At 71.4% G+C, this 16786-nt stretch carries 15 protein-coding genes; 12 read left to right on the top strand and 3 right to left on the bottom strand.

From position 1 onward, the window contains the following. Positions 1-179: 179 nt before the first annotated feature. The 9 genes from cbiG to GM656_RS04680 all read left to right on the top strand — a co-directional run bounded on the left by cbiG (position 180) and on the right by GM656_RS04680 (position 7898). Entirely contained in the window at positions 180-1151 is a 972-nt protein-coding gene (gene cbiG, locus GM656_RS04720) for a cobalt-precorrin 5A hydrolase (RefSeq protein WP_162412487.1), read from the top strand. After that, positions 1148-2071: a precorrin-3B C(17)-methyltransferase gene (locus GM656_RS04715; protein WP_162412486.1), complete on the top strand. Its 924-nt coding sequence runs from the start codon at positions 1148-1150 to the stop codon at positions 2069-2071. Before cbiG ends, GM656_RS04715 begins: the two co-directional genes overlap by 4 nt. Before the next feature lie 2 nt (positions 2072-2073). Then, positions 2074-3168 (top strand): precorrin-3B C(17)-methyltransferase, encoded by a 1095-nt coding sequence (gene cobJ, locus GM656_RS04710; RefSeq protein WP_162412485.1) that lies wholly within the window; start codon positions 2074-2076, stop codon positions 3166-3168. Between the two features lie 2 nt (positions 3169-3170). Beyond that, positions 3171-3443: a ferredoxin gene (locus tag GM656_RS04705; protein WP_162412484.1), complete on the top strand. Its 273-nt coding sequence runs from the start codon at positions 3171-3173 to the stop codon at positions 3441-3443. Continuing rightward, positions 3440-4099, top strand: a complete 660-nt coding sequence (locus GM656_RS04700; protein ID WP_162412483.1) for a cobalamin biosynthesis protein — start codon at positions 3440-3442, stop codon at positions 4097-4099. Before GM656_RS04705 ends, GM656_RS04700 begins: the two co-directional genes overlap by 4 nt. Next, positions 4096-5319, top strand: a complete 1224-nt coding sequence (locus GM656_RS04695; RefSeq protein ID WP_162412482.1) for a CbiX/SirB N-terminal domain-containing protein — start codon at positions 4096-4098, stop codon at positions 5317-5319. Before GM656_RS04700 ends, GM656_RS04695 begins: the two co-directional genes overlap by 4 nt. 27 nt (positions 5320-5346) lie before the next feature. Further along, entirely contained in the window at positions 5347-5718 is a 372-nt protein-coding gene (locus GM656_RS04690; protein ID WP_162412481.1) for a DUF3209 family protein, read from the top strand. Further along, on the top strand, positions 5711-6979 hold the full coding sequence (locus tag GM656_RS04685) for an outer membrane protein assembly factor BamB family protein (RefSeq protein ID WP_162412480.1): 1269 nt from the start codon (positions 5711-5713) through the stop codon (positions 6977-6979). Before GM656_RS04690 ends, GM656_RS04685 begins: the two co-directional genes overlap by 8 nt. 148 nt (positions 6980-7127) lie before the next feature. After that, on the top strand, positions 7128-7898 hold the full coding sequence (locus GM656_RS04680) for a hypothetical protein (RefSeq protein WP_241692700.1): 771 nt from the start codon (positions 7128-7130) through the stop codon (positions 7896-7898). 12 nt (positions 7899-7910) lie between these two features. On the opposite strand, the gene GM656_RS04675 is transcribed toward GM656_RS04680, so the two are convergent. The 3 genes from GM656_RS04675 to GM656_RS04665 are packed head-to-tail and all read right to left on the bottom strand — an operon-like array spanning position 7911 to position 11035. Beyond that, on the bottom strand, positions 7911-8624 hold the full coding sequence (locus GM656_RS04675; RefSeq protein WP_162412479.1) for a CbtA family protein: 714 nt from the start codon (positions 8622-8624) through the stop codon (positions 7911-7913). Then, entirely contained in the window at positions 8624-8830 is a 207-nt protein-coding gene (locus tag GM656_RS04670; RefSeq protein ID WP_162412478.1) for a CbtB domain-containing protein, read from the bottom strand. Before GM656_RS04670 ends, GM656_RS04675 begins: the two co-directional genes overlap by 1 nt. 57 nt (positions 8831-8887) lie before the next feature. Further along, positions 8888-11035, bottom strand: a complete 2148-nt coding sequence (locus GM656_RS04665; protein ID WP_162412477.1) for a VWA domain-containing protein — start codon at positions 11033-11035, stop codon at positions 8888-8890. Between the two features lie 35 nt (positions 11036-11070). Between GM656_RS04665 and cobN the strand changes: the two genes are divergently transcribed. Genes cobN through GM656_RS04650 form a run of 3 tightly spaced genes read left to right on the top strand, consistent with a single transcriptional unit; the run spans position 11071 to position 16430 of the window. Further along, a complete protein-coding gene (gene cobN / locus GM656_RS04660; RefSeq protein WP_162412476.1) occupies positions 11071-14958 on the top strand; it encodes a cobaltochelatase subunit CobN in 3888 nt (1295 codons plus the stop codon). Then, positions 14948-15676 (top strand): precorrin-8X methylmutase, encoded by a 729-nt coding sequence (locus tag GM656_RS04655; RefSeq protein ID WP_162412475.1) that lies wholly within the window; start codon positions 14948-14950, stop codon positions 15674-15676. The genes cobN and GM656_RS04655 overlap by 11 nt, the downstream gene beginning before the upstream one ends. Beyond that, complete coding sequence (locus tag GM656_RS04650; RefSeq protein WP_162412474.1) at positions 15669-16430, top strand: cobalt-precorrin-7 (C(5))-methyltransferase; 762 nt, start codon at positions 15669-15671, stop codon at positions 16428-16430. Before GM656_RS04655 ends, GM656_RS04650 begins: the two co-directional genes overlap by 8 nt. Positions 16431-16786 lie beyond the last annotated feature (356 nt).

Here is a 16786-nt window from a genome sequence, read left to right as displayed (position 1 = left end):
CCTCCCCATCCGATTCGCTCCCTTCGACTGTCGGTCGCTCATCCCTCGCACGATTTCTGGCGCGCCATCCGAGCGCGCCGGCGCGCGCCGACAGCAGCTGGGAGTGGAATGGCTGGCAGTAGCCGAGCGGCTGACTGGCCGGCAGCCGCGTGTGACCGAACACCGGCCGGAGGACATTCATGAGCACAGACAGCGACGGCGATTCGAGTTCGAACAGTTGCAAAGCGCCCGACTCCGACGGCGAGGTGGCAGAGGACATCGCCATCGTCGCCTTCGAGCGGAAGATGGACACCGCCGAGGAGATCGTCGACGGCATCGGCGACCGCTACGAGTCCATCGACGTCCTCGAATACCACGGCGCGGTGTTCGACGAGCACTGGGGCGAGTACGACTGCTTCGTCGGCCTGATGGCCAGCGGCATCGCGATGCGCAAGACCGCCCATCTGCTCGACGACAAGTGGGACGACCCCGCCATCTGCGTGGTCGACGAGGAACTGACGTGGGCCATCCCCATCACCGGCGGCCACCACGGCGCGAACCAGGTCGCCGACGACCTGGCGTCGATGGGCGCGGTCCCGGCGATGACGACCGCCAGCGAGGCGGCCGACAAGCAGGGCGTCGAGAAGCGGGCGAAGGCCCTCGACGCCCACGTCGTCAACGGCGACTCGACGGTCGCCACCAACCTCGCCGTGCTGGACGACGAACTCGGCCCCGTCGAGCGCCTCGACGGCCCGAAGGCGGTGGTGGTCGGCGACGACGTGACCGTCCTCAAGCGCAACAGCGACGACGGCGTCGTGCTGGGCTGTGGCAGCGTCGCCGGCGCGGACGTGGACCAGTTCCACGCCGCGTGGGAGCGCGCGCTCGACGCGGCCGGCCGCGACCGCTCCGACGTGGAGTTCGTCGCCACCGGCACGCGGAAGGCCGACGAGGAGGGGATGCTCGCCGCCGCCGAGGCGTGGGGGCTGGGCGTGATCGCCTTCGAGAAGGAGACGCTGGAGCGCTTCGAGGGACCGACCCCCTCGCGCTCGAAGGAACTCATCGGCTGGCCGGGCATCGCCGAGGCGTCGGCCATCGCCGCCGGCCGCGAGCACGACCTGCTGGCCGAGAAGACCCGCTACGACGAGGCCGTGACGGTGGCGATCGGCAAATGAGCGGGACCGAGGACGTGGCCGCGTCGGCCCCGGCGACCGCGACCCCCGACGACTACGGCACGCTGTACGTCGTCGGCATCGGGCCGGGCCTCCCCCACGACATGACTCAGCGCGCGAAGGACGTCATCCAGACGGCCGACTGCGTCGTCGCCTCGAACCTCTACCAGGAGTTCCTGCGCAAGGACGGGACGCTCCCGCCCGAGTCCGCCGCGCTGTCGGGCCGAACCGACGACAGCGAGGTGGCCGACGAGGAGGGAACCGTCCTCGAACGAACCGACGGCCACACGCAGACTTTGATCCGCTCGTCGATGGGCAAACAGGTCGAACTCGCGCGCGAGGCGTTCGCGCGGGTCCGGGACGGCGAGGACGTGGCCCACGTCTCCGGCGGCGATCCGAACGTCTACGGGAAGTCCGACCTGCTGTTCACGATGGCCGACGCCGACGACGCCGACGACGTGCCCATCGAGATCGTCCCCGGCGTGACCGCGGCGCTGTCGGGCGCGGCGAACCTCGGCGCGCCGCTGTCCAACGACTTCTGTACGATATCGCTGTCGGACAAGTGGCGCGGCTGGGACGAGATCGAGGAGAAGCTTCGCGCCGCGGCCATCTCGGGCTTCGTCGTCGTCCTCTACAACTGCTGGCGCGACTACGAGCGGGCCGTCGCCGTCCTCCGCGAGGAGCGGGCCGACGGCGTGCCCGCCGCCATCGTCAACGACGCCGGCCGCGGGACGGCCGGCCGGAACCTGGACGACGAGACGGAGACCATCACGACGCTGGGCGACCTGCCCGACCACGACGAGGAGGTCGGCGGCATGGGATCGTCCATCGTCGTCGGCACCCACGAGACGCGCGTCTGGCGCAACGACTACCGGGAGTTCCTCGTCACCCCGCGCGGCGGGCGTGACGTCGACGATTTCTGACAATGAGCACTGACAACACCACCGACGGGAGTACAGAGACGGAATCGAAGTGCGGCGCGAGCGAGGCACAGGCATCGGCCGGAGAGACCGATACGGAGGCAAACACCGGGTCGAAATGTGGTGCGAGCGGAGCCGAGAGCGGGCCGGAATCGAGCGCCTCGGCCGGCGAGGCGAGTCCGTCGACGGAGGCCGACGACACCACCTCGGAGTGTGGCGCTTCGTCGTCCTCGTCGTCTTCGTCCACCAGCAGTTCCTGCGGCGCGGCCTCGTCAGATTCCTCGGACGAGGAGGAAGTCGGCGCGACCGTCGACGACTTCGACGCCGATCCCGGCCGACTCATCGCGGTCGGCCTCGGTCCCGGCCAGCCCGAGGGGATGACCGCTCGCGCCCGCGCTGCCCTGCTGGACGCCGAGCACATCGTCGGCTACACGACCTACGTCGACCTGCTGCCCGACGAGATCACCGAGGGAGCCGAGGACATCTACGACACGCCGATGTGCGGCGAGGTCTCGCGGACGGAGGAGGCCATCGACCGCGCGCTGGCGGGCAACGACGTGGCCATCATCGGCAGCGGCGACCCGAACGTCTACGCGCTTGCCGGCCTCGCCCTGGAGATCGTCGAGTCCAAGGGCGCGACGGCGACGATGCTCGACTTCGACGTGGTCCCGGGCGTTCCGGCGGCCCAGTCCTGTGCGGCCCGCGTCGGCGCGCCGCTGGTCAACGACACCGTCTCCATCTCGCTGTCGGACCACCTCACGGACATGCCGACCATCGAGTCGCGGCTCCACGCCGCCGCCAAGGAGGGGTTCACCATCACGATCTACAACCCCTGGAGCCGCAAGCGCCGGGACAACTACGAGAAGTGCTGCGAGATCTTACTGGAGCACCGCGACCCGGAGACGCCGGTCGGCGTGGTCCACGCGGCCGGCCGGGAGGACGAACAGGTCGAAATCGTCGAACTGGCGGACCTGCCCGAACTCGGCGAGACGGACCTCGTGGACATGACCACCACGCTGCTCGTGGGCAACGAGGACACGTACGTCTGGGACGACCGGATGGTGACGCCGCGGGGCTACGAGACCAAGTACGACTACTGACCATGTACCGAATCACCATCGACCGCGAGGCCTGCGACGGCGTGTTCGCCTGTCTCGTCCGCGACGACCGCTTCGTCGAGGATAGCGAGGGGCTGGCAGCCGTCGAGACGGACGACCGGACGGCGATCGAGGCCACCTTCGAGGACGACCGCCGGGACGACGCCGAGCAGGCCGCCGCCGCCTGTCCGCTGGACGCAATCACCGTCGAGTCAGTCGAGCACGACGTGCCGGCCGACGGGTCGCCGGCGACCGACGCCGGGGAGGTCCAGCCGTGAGCGTCGAGACCGGCGCGCCGTCGGACATGCTCGCAGCCCACCCGGAGACGGCGTACTTCTGGGGGCGGGTCGCCGCCGACGGCGACTGCGAAGACGGCTGTGTCACCGTGCGGACGAGCGACGAGACCGCCGCCCGCCGCCTCGCGTCCATCGCCGGCGCGGAGCGCGCCGACCGCCGCATCGTCGAGCGGGCCTACGCCCACGACACCTCGATCACCCGCCGCGAGGAGGAGTTCACCGTCCAGGTCATCGGCGGGCTGGCCGACCGCGCCAGCGCGGCGCTGGGCCTGCCCTTCGACGGGGAGGCCGGCGGCTACCGCTTCGACGCCTTCGCCGACTACGACCGCCAGCTCCTCCGGGGCCTGCTGGAGGGCTGTGGCACGGTCTGTTTCAAGTCCGACGCCGGCGCCGTGGGCATCTCGTTCGTCCACGAAGACGAGCGCCTGCTCCGGACGATCCAGACGCTGCTCGACCGCTGCCCGGTCGACGCGCCGTCCGACGACCTCGCCGAGGCGTCGTCGGGCCACTGGTTCGGGGTGGCCGACGAGGCCGCTCCGGCGCTGGGCGACTGGCTGTACGAGGGCAGCGACGCGACGGGGCTGTTCGCGCCGAGCCGGCGGCGCAAGCTCCGAAAGAGCGTCGAGCGAGTCCGATGAGCGAAGCGACCGTCGCCGCCGACGCGCTGGACGACGAGGCGGTCCTGCTCGTCGGCCACGGCTCCCGGCGCGAGAGGTCCAACGAGCAGGTCCGAGAGCTGGCCGCCGACCTCGAAGGGCGGCTCGGCATCCCGGTCGACGCGGCGTTCCTCGAACTGGCCGAGCCGGCCATCGACGAGGCCGTCTCGGGGCTGGCCGCGACAGTCTCACAGGTCACGGTCGTCCACCTCTCGCTGTTCGCCGCGAGCCACGTCAAGAACGACGTGCCGCTGGCGGTCACGCAGGCCCGCGAGGCCCACCCCGAACTGACCATCAACAACGGCGCGCACCTGGGCGTCCACCCCGCGATCCTCGACCTGCTCGACGACCGGGCGGCGAGCGTGGAGGCCGACCTGGGCGTCGACCGCGAACGCGACGACGTGGCCGTCGTGGTCTGTGCCCGGGGCTCCAGCGACCCGGACGCCAACGCCGACGTACACAAGCTCGCCCGCCTGCTCTACGAGGGCCGCGACTTCTCGCGGGTCGAGGCGTCGTTCATCGGCGTCACCGAGCCGCTGCTCTCCGAGACGCTGCACGACCTGGCGAAGAGCCGACCCGACGCCGTCGTCGTCGTGCCCTACATGCTCGGCGACGGCGTGCTGACCGGCCGCATCAAGGACGGCGCGCGCGAGTTCGACGAGGAGTACCCGTACGTCGACGCCGCCCCCGGCGAGCCGCTGGGGACCGATCCACGCCTGCTCGACGTGCTCGGCGACCGCTGGCAGGAGGCCCGCACGGGGAGCGTCGAGATGTCCTGTGACACCTGCAAGTACAAGGTCGAACTCGACGGCTACGAGGAAGACCAGGGCGGCGCGCGGGCGATGCTCCGGGCGCTGACCCATCAGGCCGAACACGCCGACCGCGAGGACGTGGCCGACGACCCCCACGTCCACGACGCGCCCGAGAAGCACGTCGCGGTCTGCACGAACCAGACCTGCGCGGGCGAGGGCTCGCCCGCGGTCCTCGAACGCCTCCGCCAGGCCGCGCGCGACAGCGACCAGTGCGACGCCCGCATCACGCGCTCGTCGTGTCTCGGCCGCTGCGGCGAGGGGCCGATGGTCGCCGTCTACCCCGACGGGGTCTGGTACGGCGGCGTCGGGGAGCGCGACGCAGAGGAGATCGTCTCCTCGCACCTCGACCGCGACCGCATCGTCAGCGAACTCGTCGACCAGACGCTGTGACTCCCACTGACAACCCACACCACATCCATGAGCTGCTACGAAATCGAGGCCCTCCGACTCGGCCTCATGACCGTTCTCGGCACCGAAGACGACCACGCGCGCCAGCACGCGGAACAGGAGCTGGAGGGGCATCTCGACGGCCCGATCGAGGCGCTCGCGAACGCGGAGACGCTCGCGGGCATCGAGCGCCACCTCGACGCCGCGCTCGTCGATCTGGAAGAGGAGATCGCCGCCGCCGACGAGGACGACCCCGAGTACGACTACCTCCGGGGCCGGCTCGTCGCGGTCCGCGACGCCGAGCGCGCGGTCCACCGCCTCACCGCGCAGGGCGAGGACGTGCTCGCCGGCCTCGGCGAGGCCCACGACGTACTCCACGAGGCGTTCCCAGTCGATGAGTAGCCGGCGCGCACAGGCCGCGTCGCTCGGCGATATTCCCCCGGCCCGCTCGCGCCACCAGGGGCGCCGTTCGGCGGTCGCGCTGGCCGACGGGCTGGCCGTCGTCGGGACCGCCGACGGGGACGTGCTGGCCTTCGACATCGCGAGCGACGGCCCGCCGACCCGCCGGTGGCGTCACGAGACCGAGGGCGACCCGAGCGTCGTCGCGGCCGTCCCGTTCGACGGCGGCGTCGCCGTCGGCGAGCGGAGCGCCCGCGGGCAGGTCCGCTGTCACGACGCCGACGGCGGCGTCCGCTGGAGCTACGACACCCGAACCGACCTCGGCGCGGCCCAGAAGAAGACGCGCTTTCTCCTGCCGTTCGTCGCCGCCCTCGCCGCCGACGGCGACCGGCTGTACGCCGCGGCGCGCCGGTACGAGCGCCGAACGGACGCCGACGGCGACGACGTTCGGCACTTCGAGAGCGCGGTCTACGCCTTCCGCCCGGACGGGTCGGTCGCGTGGACCTACCCGACCGACGCCTCACCGATCGCACTGTCGGTCCGGAACGACCGCGTCGCCGTCGCCTACAACCGCTGTCCCGGCGACCACCAGCACGGGTTGGTCGTCCTCGACGCCGCCGACGGCTCGCCCCGCTGGATGTGGGACCCCGGGACCGACGGCCAGCGGCGAGTCGGCGACGTGGCGCTGCTCGACGAGGGAGCGGTCCTGTCGAGCCACGGCGATTACTGCGGCTACCGGCTGAACGAGAGCGGGAGCGAACGCTGGCGCGTCCCGCTCGCGACGCCGACCGACGTGGCCGGCGACACCGTCTACGCCTACCCGAACCACGTCCGCGCGACCGACGGGGGCGCGGTGTTCGTCACCGGCAACACCTACCCCGAGGAGGGCCGCCAGACCGACGCCCGCCACCCGAACGAACACACCGCTGTCGGCGTCTCGCTCGACGGCGAGCGACGCTGGTCGGCCCCAGTCGGCGGATTCGCCAGCGGCCTCGGCGCGGCCGGCGACCTGCTGGCCGTCCCCGGGGCGCAGCACTTCCGCGACCGCGACGCCGACGCCCACGCGCTCCGTCTGTTCGACATCGCCGACGGCGCGGTCGGGACGCTGGAGACGGACGGCGTCGTGACGGCGGCGGCGGTCGACGGCGACTGCGCGGTCGCCGTCGAGGAGCCGGTGATCTACCACGACGACGGACGCGAACGCGGGGCCTATCGCTTGCACCGGCTGGCGGCGACGAGCGGTGTGGCTGACCCGCATCGCTGACGCACCGACGCGGACATCGGTGCAGTAGAATCTGTTCTGCCGGCTACCGCTCGGACGCGAGCCGCCGGTTTGGCTCCGGCTACTGTGGTAGGCGCTGGCAAACTAACCGTCCGCTCGGCCATATCCTCTCGACACGGGACCGTCGAACATGGCCAATGACACAGACGCGGACCACGACCCGGACGAATCGGCTGAAACGGACGACGAGTCGGGGTCGTCCGAGACGACTGAGGACCTGGACGGAACGCCGATAGCGGCCTTGGCCGCTGACGCCGACGCGGAGTCCGACGATTCGGAGGTCGACGCCCAGACCGAGGACCACCCGACCGAGCGCGAGCGGGAGTTCGCGACGATGCAGCGCCGGCTGAACGAGCGCGAGATGGGCCTCGACCAGCGGGGCGCGGAACTCGACCGGCGCGAGGAGAACCTGGAAATCCGCACGGAGGAACTGGACGAGCGAGCGGCCGACCTCGACGAGCGGGAGTATCGGCTTGACGAACGCGAGGCCGTGCTCGACGACCGGGAGACCGACCTCGACGAGCGCGAGGCCGAGCTGACCGAGTACGACAGGCGGCTGTCAGAGCGCGCCGAGGAGCTCGACGACGACGAGGAGACGCTGAACACCTACCTTTCCGGGCAGATGGAGGACGTAGAGGCGTCCGTCACGGAGACGATGCACGACGCGCTCGATCGGTACGAGGCGAGTCGGTCGACCGGCCGGTTCGGCCCGACCGGCACGATGTTAGTCGGGCTGGCAGGCGTGGCACTGGTCGTCGCCGGCATCGGGTTCGGCGCGCTGGCGTCGGCCGGGACGGTGTCGTTCGGCCTCGGCGGGACGACGGCGAACCTCGCTGTCGCGGCGGTCGTCGCCATCGTCGGGCTGGCGCTGAACCTCGGCACCGTCGCCGGAAAAATCTGAGCTGCGGCGCAGTCAGTCGGCCGTCGCCGGGTAGTCGAGGTCCTCGCTCACTCGGGTCTCGGCGTCGCCGAGCCACGCGTGGACGCCAGCGATGGTCGCCCACAGGAGTAGCTGACCGAACACGACCGTCCAGCGGTACGCGGCGACCAGCGACGCGGGCACGTCGCCGTGGACGGGGTTGGCGGGCGCGAGTGCGACCGGGACCGCGAGCAGCGCGAGCGGAGCCGCGGTCGCGGCCAGCCTGACCGCCGCGTGCCGATCCGCGGTCCGCCGCGCGGCGAGGGCAGCGAGCGCCGCGACCAGCGCCCCGAGGACCATCATGCCGGCGTACCACGCCAGCCGGGTGTCCGTTCCCAGTGCCTGCTCGACGCCCGGCGGCTGGGGCGGTAGGACGAGCCACGGCGCGCCCGAGGCGGTGAGAAAGCCCGCTCCGGCGAGCGCGAGGCGCTTCGTCGCCCCCGTTCCCGGCAGGGCCGGTTCGAGGAAGAAGTACGCCATGCCGAAGGCGGCGACGCCGAAGAGGACGCCCCAGAGGACGCCGCCGCCGACGCTGGCGACGGTCGTCGTCAGTTCGGAGACGACCGGGCCGCCGCCGTGACCGTGCCCGTGTTCGAACGTCTCCAGCCCGGCGGTGAACGCGTTACCGACGGTCGCGACGAACAGCCCGTAGACGAGCCCGCCGGCGACGCCGGCGACCGCGCCCCGTTCGAGGTAGTCGGTCGCCATCAGTGGCAGGTGATACCGGCGCTGTGTCGGAAGTTGTGCAGCGAGTCGTGGAGCATCGGGTCCTGGACGAACAGGAGCGTGAAGCCCAGCGCCGCCACCAGCGCGACGGCGATGGCGATCTGTGGTCCGGTCAGGGACGCTCTGGCGCGGTCGATTCGGTCGTACACGCTGTCCGTAGCGCGTGCAGTGTCAGTGTCGTCCTGCATTGAAGACTCAATTGTCTAAAGAACAAGTGAGATTGTAAAACTTCCGCCTCGGTCGGGCTATCGATCGCCCGCCACGGCGTCGACGCGCTCGGCGCTCAGCGCGTCGAGCGACACGATTCGCGCGTCCGTCTCGCCGGCCACGAGGTCGAGCAGGCCGGCGCGGCTCCCGTCGCCCGCATCGACGACGACGGTCCGGTCGGCCGCCTCGCCGAGCGCGCGGGCCGCGGTCCGCGTCGCCTCGACGGGGCTCCCCTCGGCGGCGTTGGCCCGGCCGTCGGTCACCAGGACGACGACGCCGGCGTCCGGGTCGGCGCGGTCGAGCACCTCGCGGGCGGCGACGAGGCCGTCGGGGAGCGGCGTCCGGTCGCCGGTCGGCAGGTCCTTGAGGTGGCGGGCGGCCAGCGAGACGCTGTCGGTGGGCGGCAGGACCACGTCCGCTCCGTCGCCGGCGAACGTGACGAACGCCACCCCGTCGCGGGCCTGATAGGCGTCCTTCAGGAGTTCGAGCACCGTGCCCTTCGCCGCGCGCATCGCCGGCCGCATCGACGCGCTCGCGTCGACGGCGAACACGACCAGCGTCTCCGCGTCGCCCGCCCGGACCGACTTGCGGAGGTCGCGCGACTCGACGCGGTCGCTCCCGCGCCCGGCCGCCGCCCTGACCGACGCCGCTGCGTCGACCTCGTCGTCCTCTCCGGCGCGCTCGGTGCGGACCGTCGCGCCGCGGCTGGTCCCCGTCGCTCCCGCGCGCCCGCTCGTCTCGCCGCCGTCCGTGTCGACCGTCGGCGCGTCCACGTCGGGCGCGCCGCTGTCGCCGACCGCAGCGCGGGACTGTCCCGGCAGGAGCGGCGTCGCGTCCTCGGCATCCTCGGGCTGGTCGGGTTCGCCCGACTCGTCGGCGTCCCCGTCGCCGCCGGCGGTGCTCTCGTCGCCGGCGTCGGCCTCCTGGCGCTCGCCGTCGCTGTCGGCGGATGCCGGCGTCGGTTGCTCACCGCGCTCCTCCGACTCGTCCCTCTCATCGTCAGATTCCCCGCTGCTGTCCGGGGGCTGTTCCTGTTTCCCCCCATCGCCGTCGCCTTCGGAATCGGCTCCGTCGTCTGCCGACTCGTCACCGGCCTCTCCTTCCTCGTCGCCGTCCGCGTCGCTCCCCTCGTCGGTGGCGGACTCTTCCTCGGACTCGCCCTCCTCGTCCTCGAAGTGGTCGTCCAGCACGTCGTCTACGTCCGGCGCGTCCTCGAAGGGGCGACTGGTGAGTCGGTGCGGGAGCGCGAACGCGGCGGCGCGTTCCACGTCGGATTCGAGCACCGTCGCCCGACCGTCGAGCGCGGCGAACGTCCGGGCCGCCCGCGCGGTGGCGATGTCGCCACGGTGGCCGTCGAGGCCGGCGTCGCGACACAGTTCGGCGATCTGCTCGCGGAACTCGCGGGCGAGGTCGACCTCGGGGAGCAGGTCGCGGGCGGTCCGCAGTCGCTCGCCGGGGCCGCGGTCGTCCGCCTCGGCCGTCGTTTCAGTCTCGGCGTCCGCACCGAGCGCCCGGTCGATGATGGCGACCCGGTCGTCGAGCGCCTCGCACGCGCTGACTTCGGTCTGGAGGGCAAAGCGATCCCGGAGTTGGGGCCGCAGGTCGCCCTCCTCTGGGTTCATCGTCCCGACGAGCGTGAACTCGGCGGGGTGCGTGACGGTGACGCCGTCGCGCTCGACGCGATTCTGACCGCTCGCGGCGGCGTCTAACAGCACGTCCACGAGGTGGTCGTCGAGGAGGTTCACCTCGTCGACGTAGAGGATGCCGCGGTTCGCGCGGGCCAGCAGGCCGGGGTCGAACTCGTGGTCGCCGTCCAGCGCGTCGGCGACGGAGAGCGTGCCGACGACGCGGTCCCGCGTCGCCCCGAGCGGGAGTGTCACCAGCGGGACCGACCGCGTCTCGACGGGCGGATCCGCCCGCGCCCGGCAGTCCTCGCACTGGGCCTCGGGGCGGTCGGGCGGACAGCCGTAGGGGCAGTCCGCGACCGCACGCTGCTCGGGAAGCAGATCGGCGAGGGCGCGCACCGCCGTCGACTTCGCCGTGCCCTTCTCGCCGCGGACCAGCAGGCCGTCGAGGTCGTCGTCCGTCGCGACCGCCAGCAGGCCGTCCTTCAGGTCGCGCTGGCCGACGACGGCCGCGAACGCCGGCCCCTGCGAAGCTTTTTTGCCCGCGCCGAATACAACCATACTTGTACTAGTGAAAACGGAGATTTAATAACGTTATGCCACAGCTTGGACTCTACACCGCGACAGAGAACGAACTCGGGGCCGTTCAGCGGGCCGCGGGCGAGGTGGACGCGGACCTCGTCGTGCGCTCTGAGAGCGACCTCGACGACGAACCGGCGGTCGAGGCGTTCGTCGACGAACTGACCGACGCCGACGCCGTCGTCCTCTGGCTCCACGGGGCCGAGGACAGCATGCCGGGCTACGACCTGGCCGTCGAGCGCCTGCGCGAGGCCGGCGTCCCGCTGGTCGTGAAAGCCACCGGCGACGCCTTCGCCTTCGAGGACACGTCGGTCCCCGACGAGCACCGCGAGACGGTCTACGAGTACTTAGAGAAGGGCGGCGCGAGCAACGTCGCCAACTGCGCCCGCTACCTCGTCGCGCAGTACGGCGACGCCGACCCCGCCTACGACGACCCGGTGGCGCTCCCGACGGAGGGCGTCTACCACCCGGACCACCCGGGCGCGAGCGTCGCGGACCTGCGGGCGACGTTCGATCCGTCGAAGCCGACCGTCGCCGTGTGGTTCTACGAGTCCCACTGGACCCACGAGAACACCCGTTACGTCGACGCGCAGGTCCGGGCCATCGAGGCCCAGGGCGCGAACGCGCTCCCGATATTCTGCGAGCCGGCGACCGACGCCGAGGGCCAGTGGAACGCCGAGCAGGTCACCGAGGAGTGGCTGCTGGATGAGGACGGCAATCCACTCGTCGACGCCGTCTGCTCGTCGTTCATGTTCTCGCTGTCGATGGACGAACGCGGACGCAGCGCTGACGACGAGGGCGACGGCGCCGAAGACGTGTTCCTCGACAAACTGGGCGTCCCCGTCATCCAGACCGTGACGACGATGCGCTCGCGCTCCCGGTACGACGCCAGCGACACGGGCGTGATGGGCTTCGAACTCGCGCTCTCGGTCGCGCTGCCGGAGTTCGACGGCAACGTCATCACCCACCCCATCTCGGGCAAGGAGCGCACAGACGACGCCGCCGGCATCGGCAGCGCCCCGAAACAGCACTTCCCCATCGACGACCGCGTCGACCACGTCGCGCGCCTCGCGGTCAACTGGGCCGAACTGCGCCACACGCCAAACGACGAGAAGAACGTGGCCGTCGTCCTCCACAACTACCCGCCGAGCGACGACGGCATCGGGACCGCCTTCGGGCTGGACTCGCCCGAGAGCGCGGTGAATCTGCTGGAGGAACTGGACGGGCGCGGCTACGACTTGGGCAATACGATGCCCGAGAGCGGTCAGTCGCTCGTCGAACGGCTCACCGCCCAGTTGACGCTCGACGACCGCTGGGTCGCGCCCGAGGACGTGCGCGAACTGAGCGTCGACACCGTCTCGCCGGCCCAGTACGGCGAGTGGTTCGAGGCGCTGGACCCGGACTTCCGCGCGAACGTTGTCGAGGAGTGGGGCGACCCGCCCGAGCGCCCGTTCGCGATTCCGGGCGCGGAGTTCGGCAACGTCCTCGTCACGGTCCAGCCGCCGCGCGGGTTCGGCATGGACCCCTCGAAGGTGTACCACGACTCGGCCCTCCAGCCGCCCCACGACTACGTCGCCTTCTACCGCTGGCTCCGGAACGCCTACGAGGCCGACGCCGTCGTCCACCTGGGGACCCACGGCAGTCTGGAGTGGCTCCCCGGCAAGACGGTCGGACTGGACGGCGAGAGCGCGCCCGACCAGCTGATCGACGATATCCCGAACGTCTACCCCTACATCGTCAACAACCCCGGCGAGGGGACCCAGGCCAAGCGCCGGTCCTACGCCGCCATCGTCGACTATCTGACCCCGGTGATGGCCAACGCCGGGACCTACGACGACCTCGCCGACCTGGAGGAACTGGCCGACCGCTACCGCGAGGCGGGCATGGAGGACGCCCGCACCGACGACGGCGAGCACCTGGCCGAGCAGATTCGACAGACGGTGGACGAACTGGACCTCGCCGTTGAACTCGGCATCGCCGGCGACATCTCCGAGAAAGCGGACGTGCGGGGGCCCGACGAGGCGGGGTCGACGCTCGCGGAGGGAGACGTGGACGGTGACGACGTGGCCATCGACGGACTCGTCGAGCGCGTCCACGAGTACCTCACCGACGTGAAGACGACCCAGATCCGCAAGGGCCTGCACACGATGGGCGAACCGCCGGCCGACGACCGACTGGTCGACTACCTCGTCGCGCTCACGCGCCTCGAAAACCCCGGCGCACCGTCCCTTCGCGAGAGCGTCGCGGGCGTGCTGGGCGTCGACTACGACAAACTGCGCAACGCCCCCGGCGAGTACGACGAGGCCATGGGGATGACCTACGCCGAGGCCGCCGACCGCGTCCACGAGACGAGCAAAGCTCTCGTCCGGACGCTGGCCGAGCACGACTTCGACGTGCCCGTGAGCGAACTCGACGACGGCGACTCGGAGGTGAACATGAACCTCCTCGTCGTCGACATCGACCCCATCGGGGACGCCCGCGCTCGGTCCGGCGCGCACGACGACCTGCGCGAGGCGCTCGCGTACATCTGCGAGGAGGCCGCCCCGCGGGTGGCCGGCGCGGCCGACGAGATTCCCCGCACCGCCGACGCGCTGGCGGGCGAGTACGTCCCGCCCGGCGGTTCCGGCGCGCCGACCCGCGGCGGCGTCGACCTGCTCCCCACGGCCCGGAACTTCTACACGCTCGACCCGCGGAAGGTGCCGGCCAAGACGGCCTGGGACGTGGGCCGCGAGGTCGCCGCCGGCGTGGTGGAGCGCCACGAGAGCGACGAGGGCGAGTACCCCGAGGAGATCGGCGTCGTCGTCTGGGGGACGCCGACGGTCCGCACCCGCGGCGAGACCATCGCGCAGGTGCTCGCGCTGATGGGCGTCGAACCTGTCTGGTCCGACGCCGGCCGCGTCGAGGACGTGGAACCGATTCCGCTGGAGGAACTCGGCCGCCCGCGCATCGACGTGACGACGCGCGTCTCGGGCCTGTTCCGGGACGCCTTCCCCGCGGCGGCGGGCGTGGTCCACGACGCGGTCGACGCGGTCGTCGACCTCGACGAACCCCACGAGATGAACTACGTGAAGAAACACGTCGAGGCGGAGACCGACGACCTCGTGGCCGACGGCATGGACGAGGACGACGCCGAGAGCGCGGCGAAACACCGCGTCTTCACGACGCGGCCCGGCGGCTACGGCGCAGGCACCAACAAGGCCGTCGACGAGGGCAACTGGGACGACCGCTCGGACCTCGCCGACGTGTACGTTCAGTGGGGCGGCTACGCGATGGGGTCCCGTGGCCGCGTCAGCGAGGCCCACGAGTCCTTCGAGCGCCGCCTCGCTTCCGTCGACGCGACGGTCAAGATCGAGGACACCGCCGAGCAGGACGAGTTCGACTCCTCCGACTGGTACGCCTTCCACGGCGGATTCATCTCCGCCGTGACCGAGATCGCCGGCGAGGAACCGAACTCCTACGTCGGCGACTCCTCGGACCCGGACAACGTCGACGTGTACACCAACGAGGAGAAGGTGCGCAAGGCGATGCGCGCCCGCGTCCTCAACCCATCGTGGCTCGACTCGATGGAGGAACACGGCTACAAGGGCGCGGGCGACCTCTCGACCACGGTCGACGTGGTGCTGGGCTGGGACGCCACCACCGGCGTCGTCAGCGACGCGCTCTGGGACGACGTGGCCGAGCGGTACGCCTTCGACGCGGACCGCCAGGACTGGCTCCGCGACGTGAACCCCTGGGCGCTGGACTCCATCACCGACACGCTGCTGGAGGCCATCGACCGCGGCCTCTGGGATGCCGACGACGAGACGCGCGACCGACTGCGGGACCTGAACCTCGAAGTGGATGGCGACCTCGAAGCGCGCAACACCAGTGCGGAACGGACGGAGGTGACTTCAGATGACGACTAACACGGACGACGCGACAGACGACGCGAACAGCGAGGGCGACTTCGAAGAGTACGCCGACCTCGGCGCGACGACGGAGAACGCGATGGACATCGCCGAGACCTCGATGGACCGCGTTCGCAGACTCGTCCCCGACGAGACGCTCGCCGACCGCATCCGCCAGAAGTCGGTCCACGCGTCCGGAGACCCCGAGTTCCAGCATCTCGTTCGCTTCACCGGCGCGGACGACGACGAACCGGTCCGCGCGGGTGCGCGCGCCGTGCTGGACGAACAGCCAATCGTCACCGACATCACGATGGTGAAAGCGGGTATCACCGGCCGCGGGCACGACTGCCCGGTGCGGAAGGCCATCGGCAACGGCGCGGAGCTGGCCGCCGAGACCGGGATGACCCGGACGGCCGCGTCGGTGCTCGAACTCGACAGGGAGGGCGTCTACGACGGCGCTATCGCCGTCGTAGGCAACGCGCCGACCGCGGCGCTCGCGCTGGCGGACTGTATCGAGGACGGGACCCGGCCGGCCGTCGTCGTCGCGACGCCCGTCGGCTTCGTCAAGGCCGCCGAAAGCCGGAAACGGCTCCGCGAGGTGGCGGCCGAGCACGGCGTTCCGACCATCACGAACGTCGGCCGCCGGGGCGGGAGCGGGCTGGCCGCCGGGCTGACGAACGAACTGGTGCACGTCGCGTCAGACGTGCGCGAGGGGGCGGTCTCCCTGGATGAGTGACGACGACTACGACCTCGATAGCGGGCCGGACCCCGCGGCTCTCGCGGCGAGCGCGCCCGAGGACCCCGACGCCGACCGGCCGATCCGCGCCGTCGGCATCGGACCGGGGAATCTCGACTTCCTCACGCCGCGCGGCGAGCGGGCCATCTGCGAGGCCGACGTGGTCGTCGGCTTCGAGACGGTCGTCGACTTCGTCGCCGAGCGCACCGACGCCGACTTGCTGACCTGCGGCTACCGGGACGAACTGGACACGCTCGACGCTTTCGCCGAGCGCGTGGCCGCCGGCGAGCGCGGGACGGCCGTGCTGATGGGCGACCCGAACCACTCGGGCTACCAGTTCGTCGGGAAGGTCCAGCGGACCGTCGACCGCCCCGTTCGCGTCGTGCCGGGTATCTCGTCGCTCCAGGTCGCGGCCAGTCGCGCCCGGACGCCGATGGAGGACGCGACGTTCGTCACGCTGCACAAGAGCGGCGACCTCGCCGACGACCGCGCCCGCCTCCGCCGCGACGTGGACGACCGTCACCTGCTCGTCCTCCCCCGGCCGTTCGACCTGATGCCGGAGGACGTCGCCGCCGATCTGCTCGACGCCGGCGGCGACCCCGACTTGCCGGCGCTCGTGTACGAGCGGCTCACCCACGACGACGAGGCGCGCACCGCGACGACGCTCGGCGACCTCGCCGCCGACGCCGGCGGCGACGGCCGCGAGGACACGCGGTTCTCGGACCTCTCGGTGCTGGTCGTCCGCCGGGACTGACGGCGCCGGAGAGCGGCGTTTTTCCGCTGTTCACCCGTCGCTTCGAAGGCCACTCGATCTACCGTGGCCGGGAGGCCGCTCCGTCGGCCGACCCGGGGAAGGGAAGGCTGTCGAACGGAACTGGTGGCTCCTGGCGGACTGAACGGGCGAGACCGACGAGGCGCGACGCGCCTCGTTCGCGAACGGAGAGCGACGCGAGCCGTGAGCGACTCGCGCCAGCGGGGAGTCGCCCGGGCGGCCGCTATCCGAGCGAGCGACGCGAGCGAGGATATGCCGGCCGGCGACCGCGAGCGGTCGAGGGCGTTCGAGGCGGTCCGAAAAGCGCTGTCCGTGCTATCCACTATTTCAAAACGGCC

This window comes from Haloarcula salina (assembly GCF_010119195.1).
GTDB classification, from domain to species: domain Archaea; phylum Halobacteriota; class Halobacteria; order Halobacteriales; family Haloarculaceae; genus Haloarcula; species Haloarcula salina.
Note: the sequence above shows the minus strand (reverse complement) of the source record. Positions and strands in the feature narration are given on the sequence as shown.

Bases quoted from the DNA above. Each gene is read 5' to 3' on its own strand.
- GM656_RS04655 (WP_162412475.1), top strand. From the start codon at position 14,948: ATGACGACTAACACGGACGACGCGACAGACGACGCGAACAGCGAGGGC.
- GM656_RS04705 (WP_162412484.1), top strand. From the start codon at position 3,171: ATGTACCGAATCACCATCGACCGCGAGGCCTGCGACGGCGTGTTCGCC.
- GM656_RS04670 (WP_162412478.1), bottom strand. From the start codon at position 8,830: ATGCAGGACGACACTGACACTGCACGCGCTACGGACAGCGTGTACGAC.
- GM656_RS04680 (WP_241692700.1), top strand. From the start codon at position 7,128: ATGGCCAATGACACAGACGCGGACCACGACCCGGACGAATCGGCTGAA.
- GM656_RS04685 (WP_162412480.1), top strand. From the start codon at position 5,711: ATGAGTAGCCGGCGCGCACAGGCCGCGTCGCTCGGCGATATTCCCCCG.
- GM656_RS04690 (WP_162412481.1), top strand. From the start codon at position 5,347: ATGAGCTGCTACGAAATCGAGGCCCTCCGACTCGGCCTCATGACCGTT.
- GM656_RS04675 (WP_162412479.1), bottom strand. From the start codon at position 8,624: ATGGCGACCGACTACCTCGAACGGGGCGCGGTCGCCGGCGTCGCCGGC.
- GM656_RS04650 (WP_162412474.1), top strand. From the start codon at position 15,669: ATGAGTGACGACGACTACGACCTCGATAGCGGGCCGGACCCCGCGGCT.
- GM656_RS04665 (WP_162412477.1), bottom strand. From the start codon at position 11,035: ATGGTTGTATTCGGCGCGGGCAAAAAAGCTTCGCAGGGGCCGGCGTTC.
- cobN (WP_162412476.1), top strand. From the start codon at position 11,071: ATGCCACAGCTTGGACTCTACACCGCGACAGAGAACGAACTCGGGGCC.
- GM656_RS04695 (WP_162412482.1), top strand. From the start codon at position 4,096: ATGAGCGAAGCGACCGTCGCCGCCGACGCGCTGGACGACGAGGCGGTC.
- cobJ (WP_162412485.1), top strand. From the start codon at position 2,074: ATGAGCACTGACAACACCACCGACGGGAGTACAGAGACGGAATCGAAG.
- GM656_RS04715 (WP_162412486.1), top strand. From the start codon at position 1,148: ATGAGCGGGACCGAGGACGTGGCCGCGTCGGCCCCGGCGACCGCGACC.
- cbiG (WP_162412487.1), top strand. From the start codon at position 180: ATGAGCACAGACAGCGACGGCGATTCGAGTTCGAACAGTTGCAAAGCG.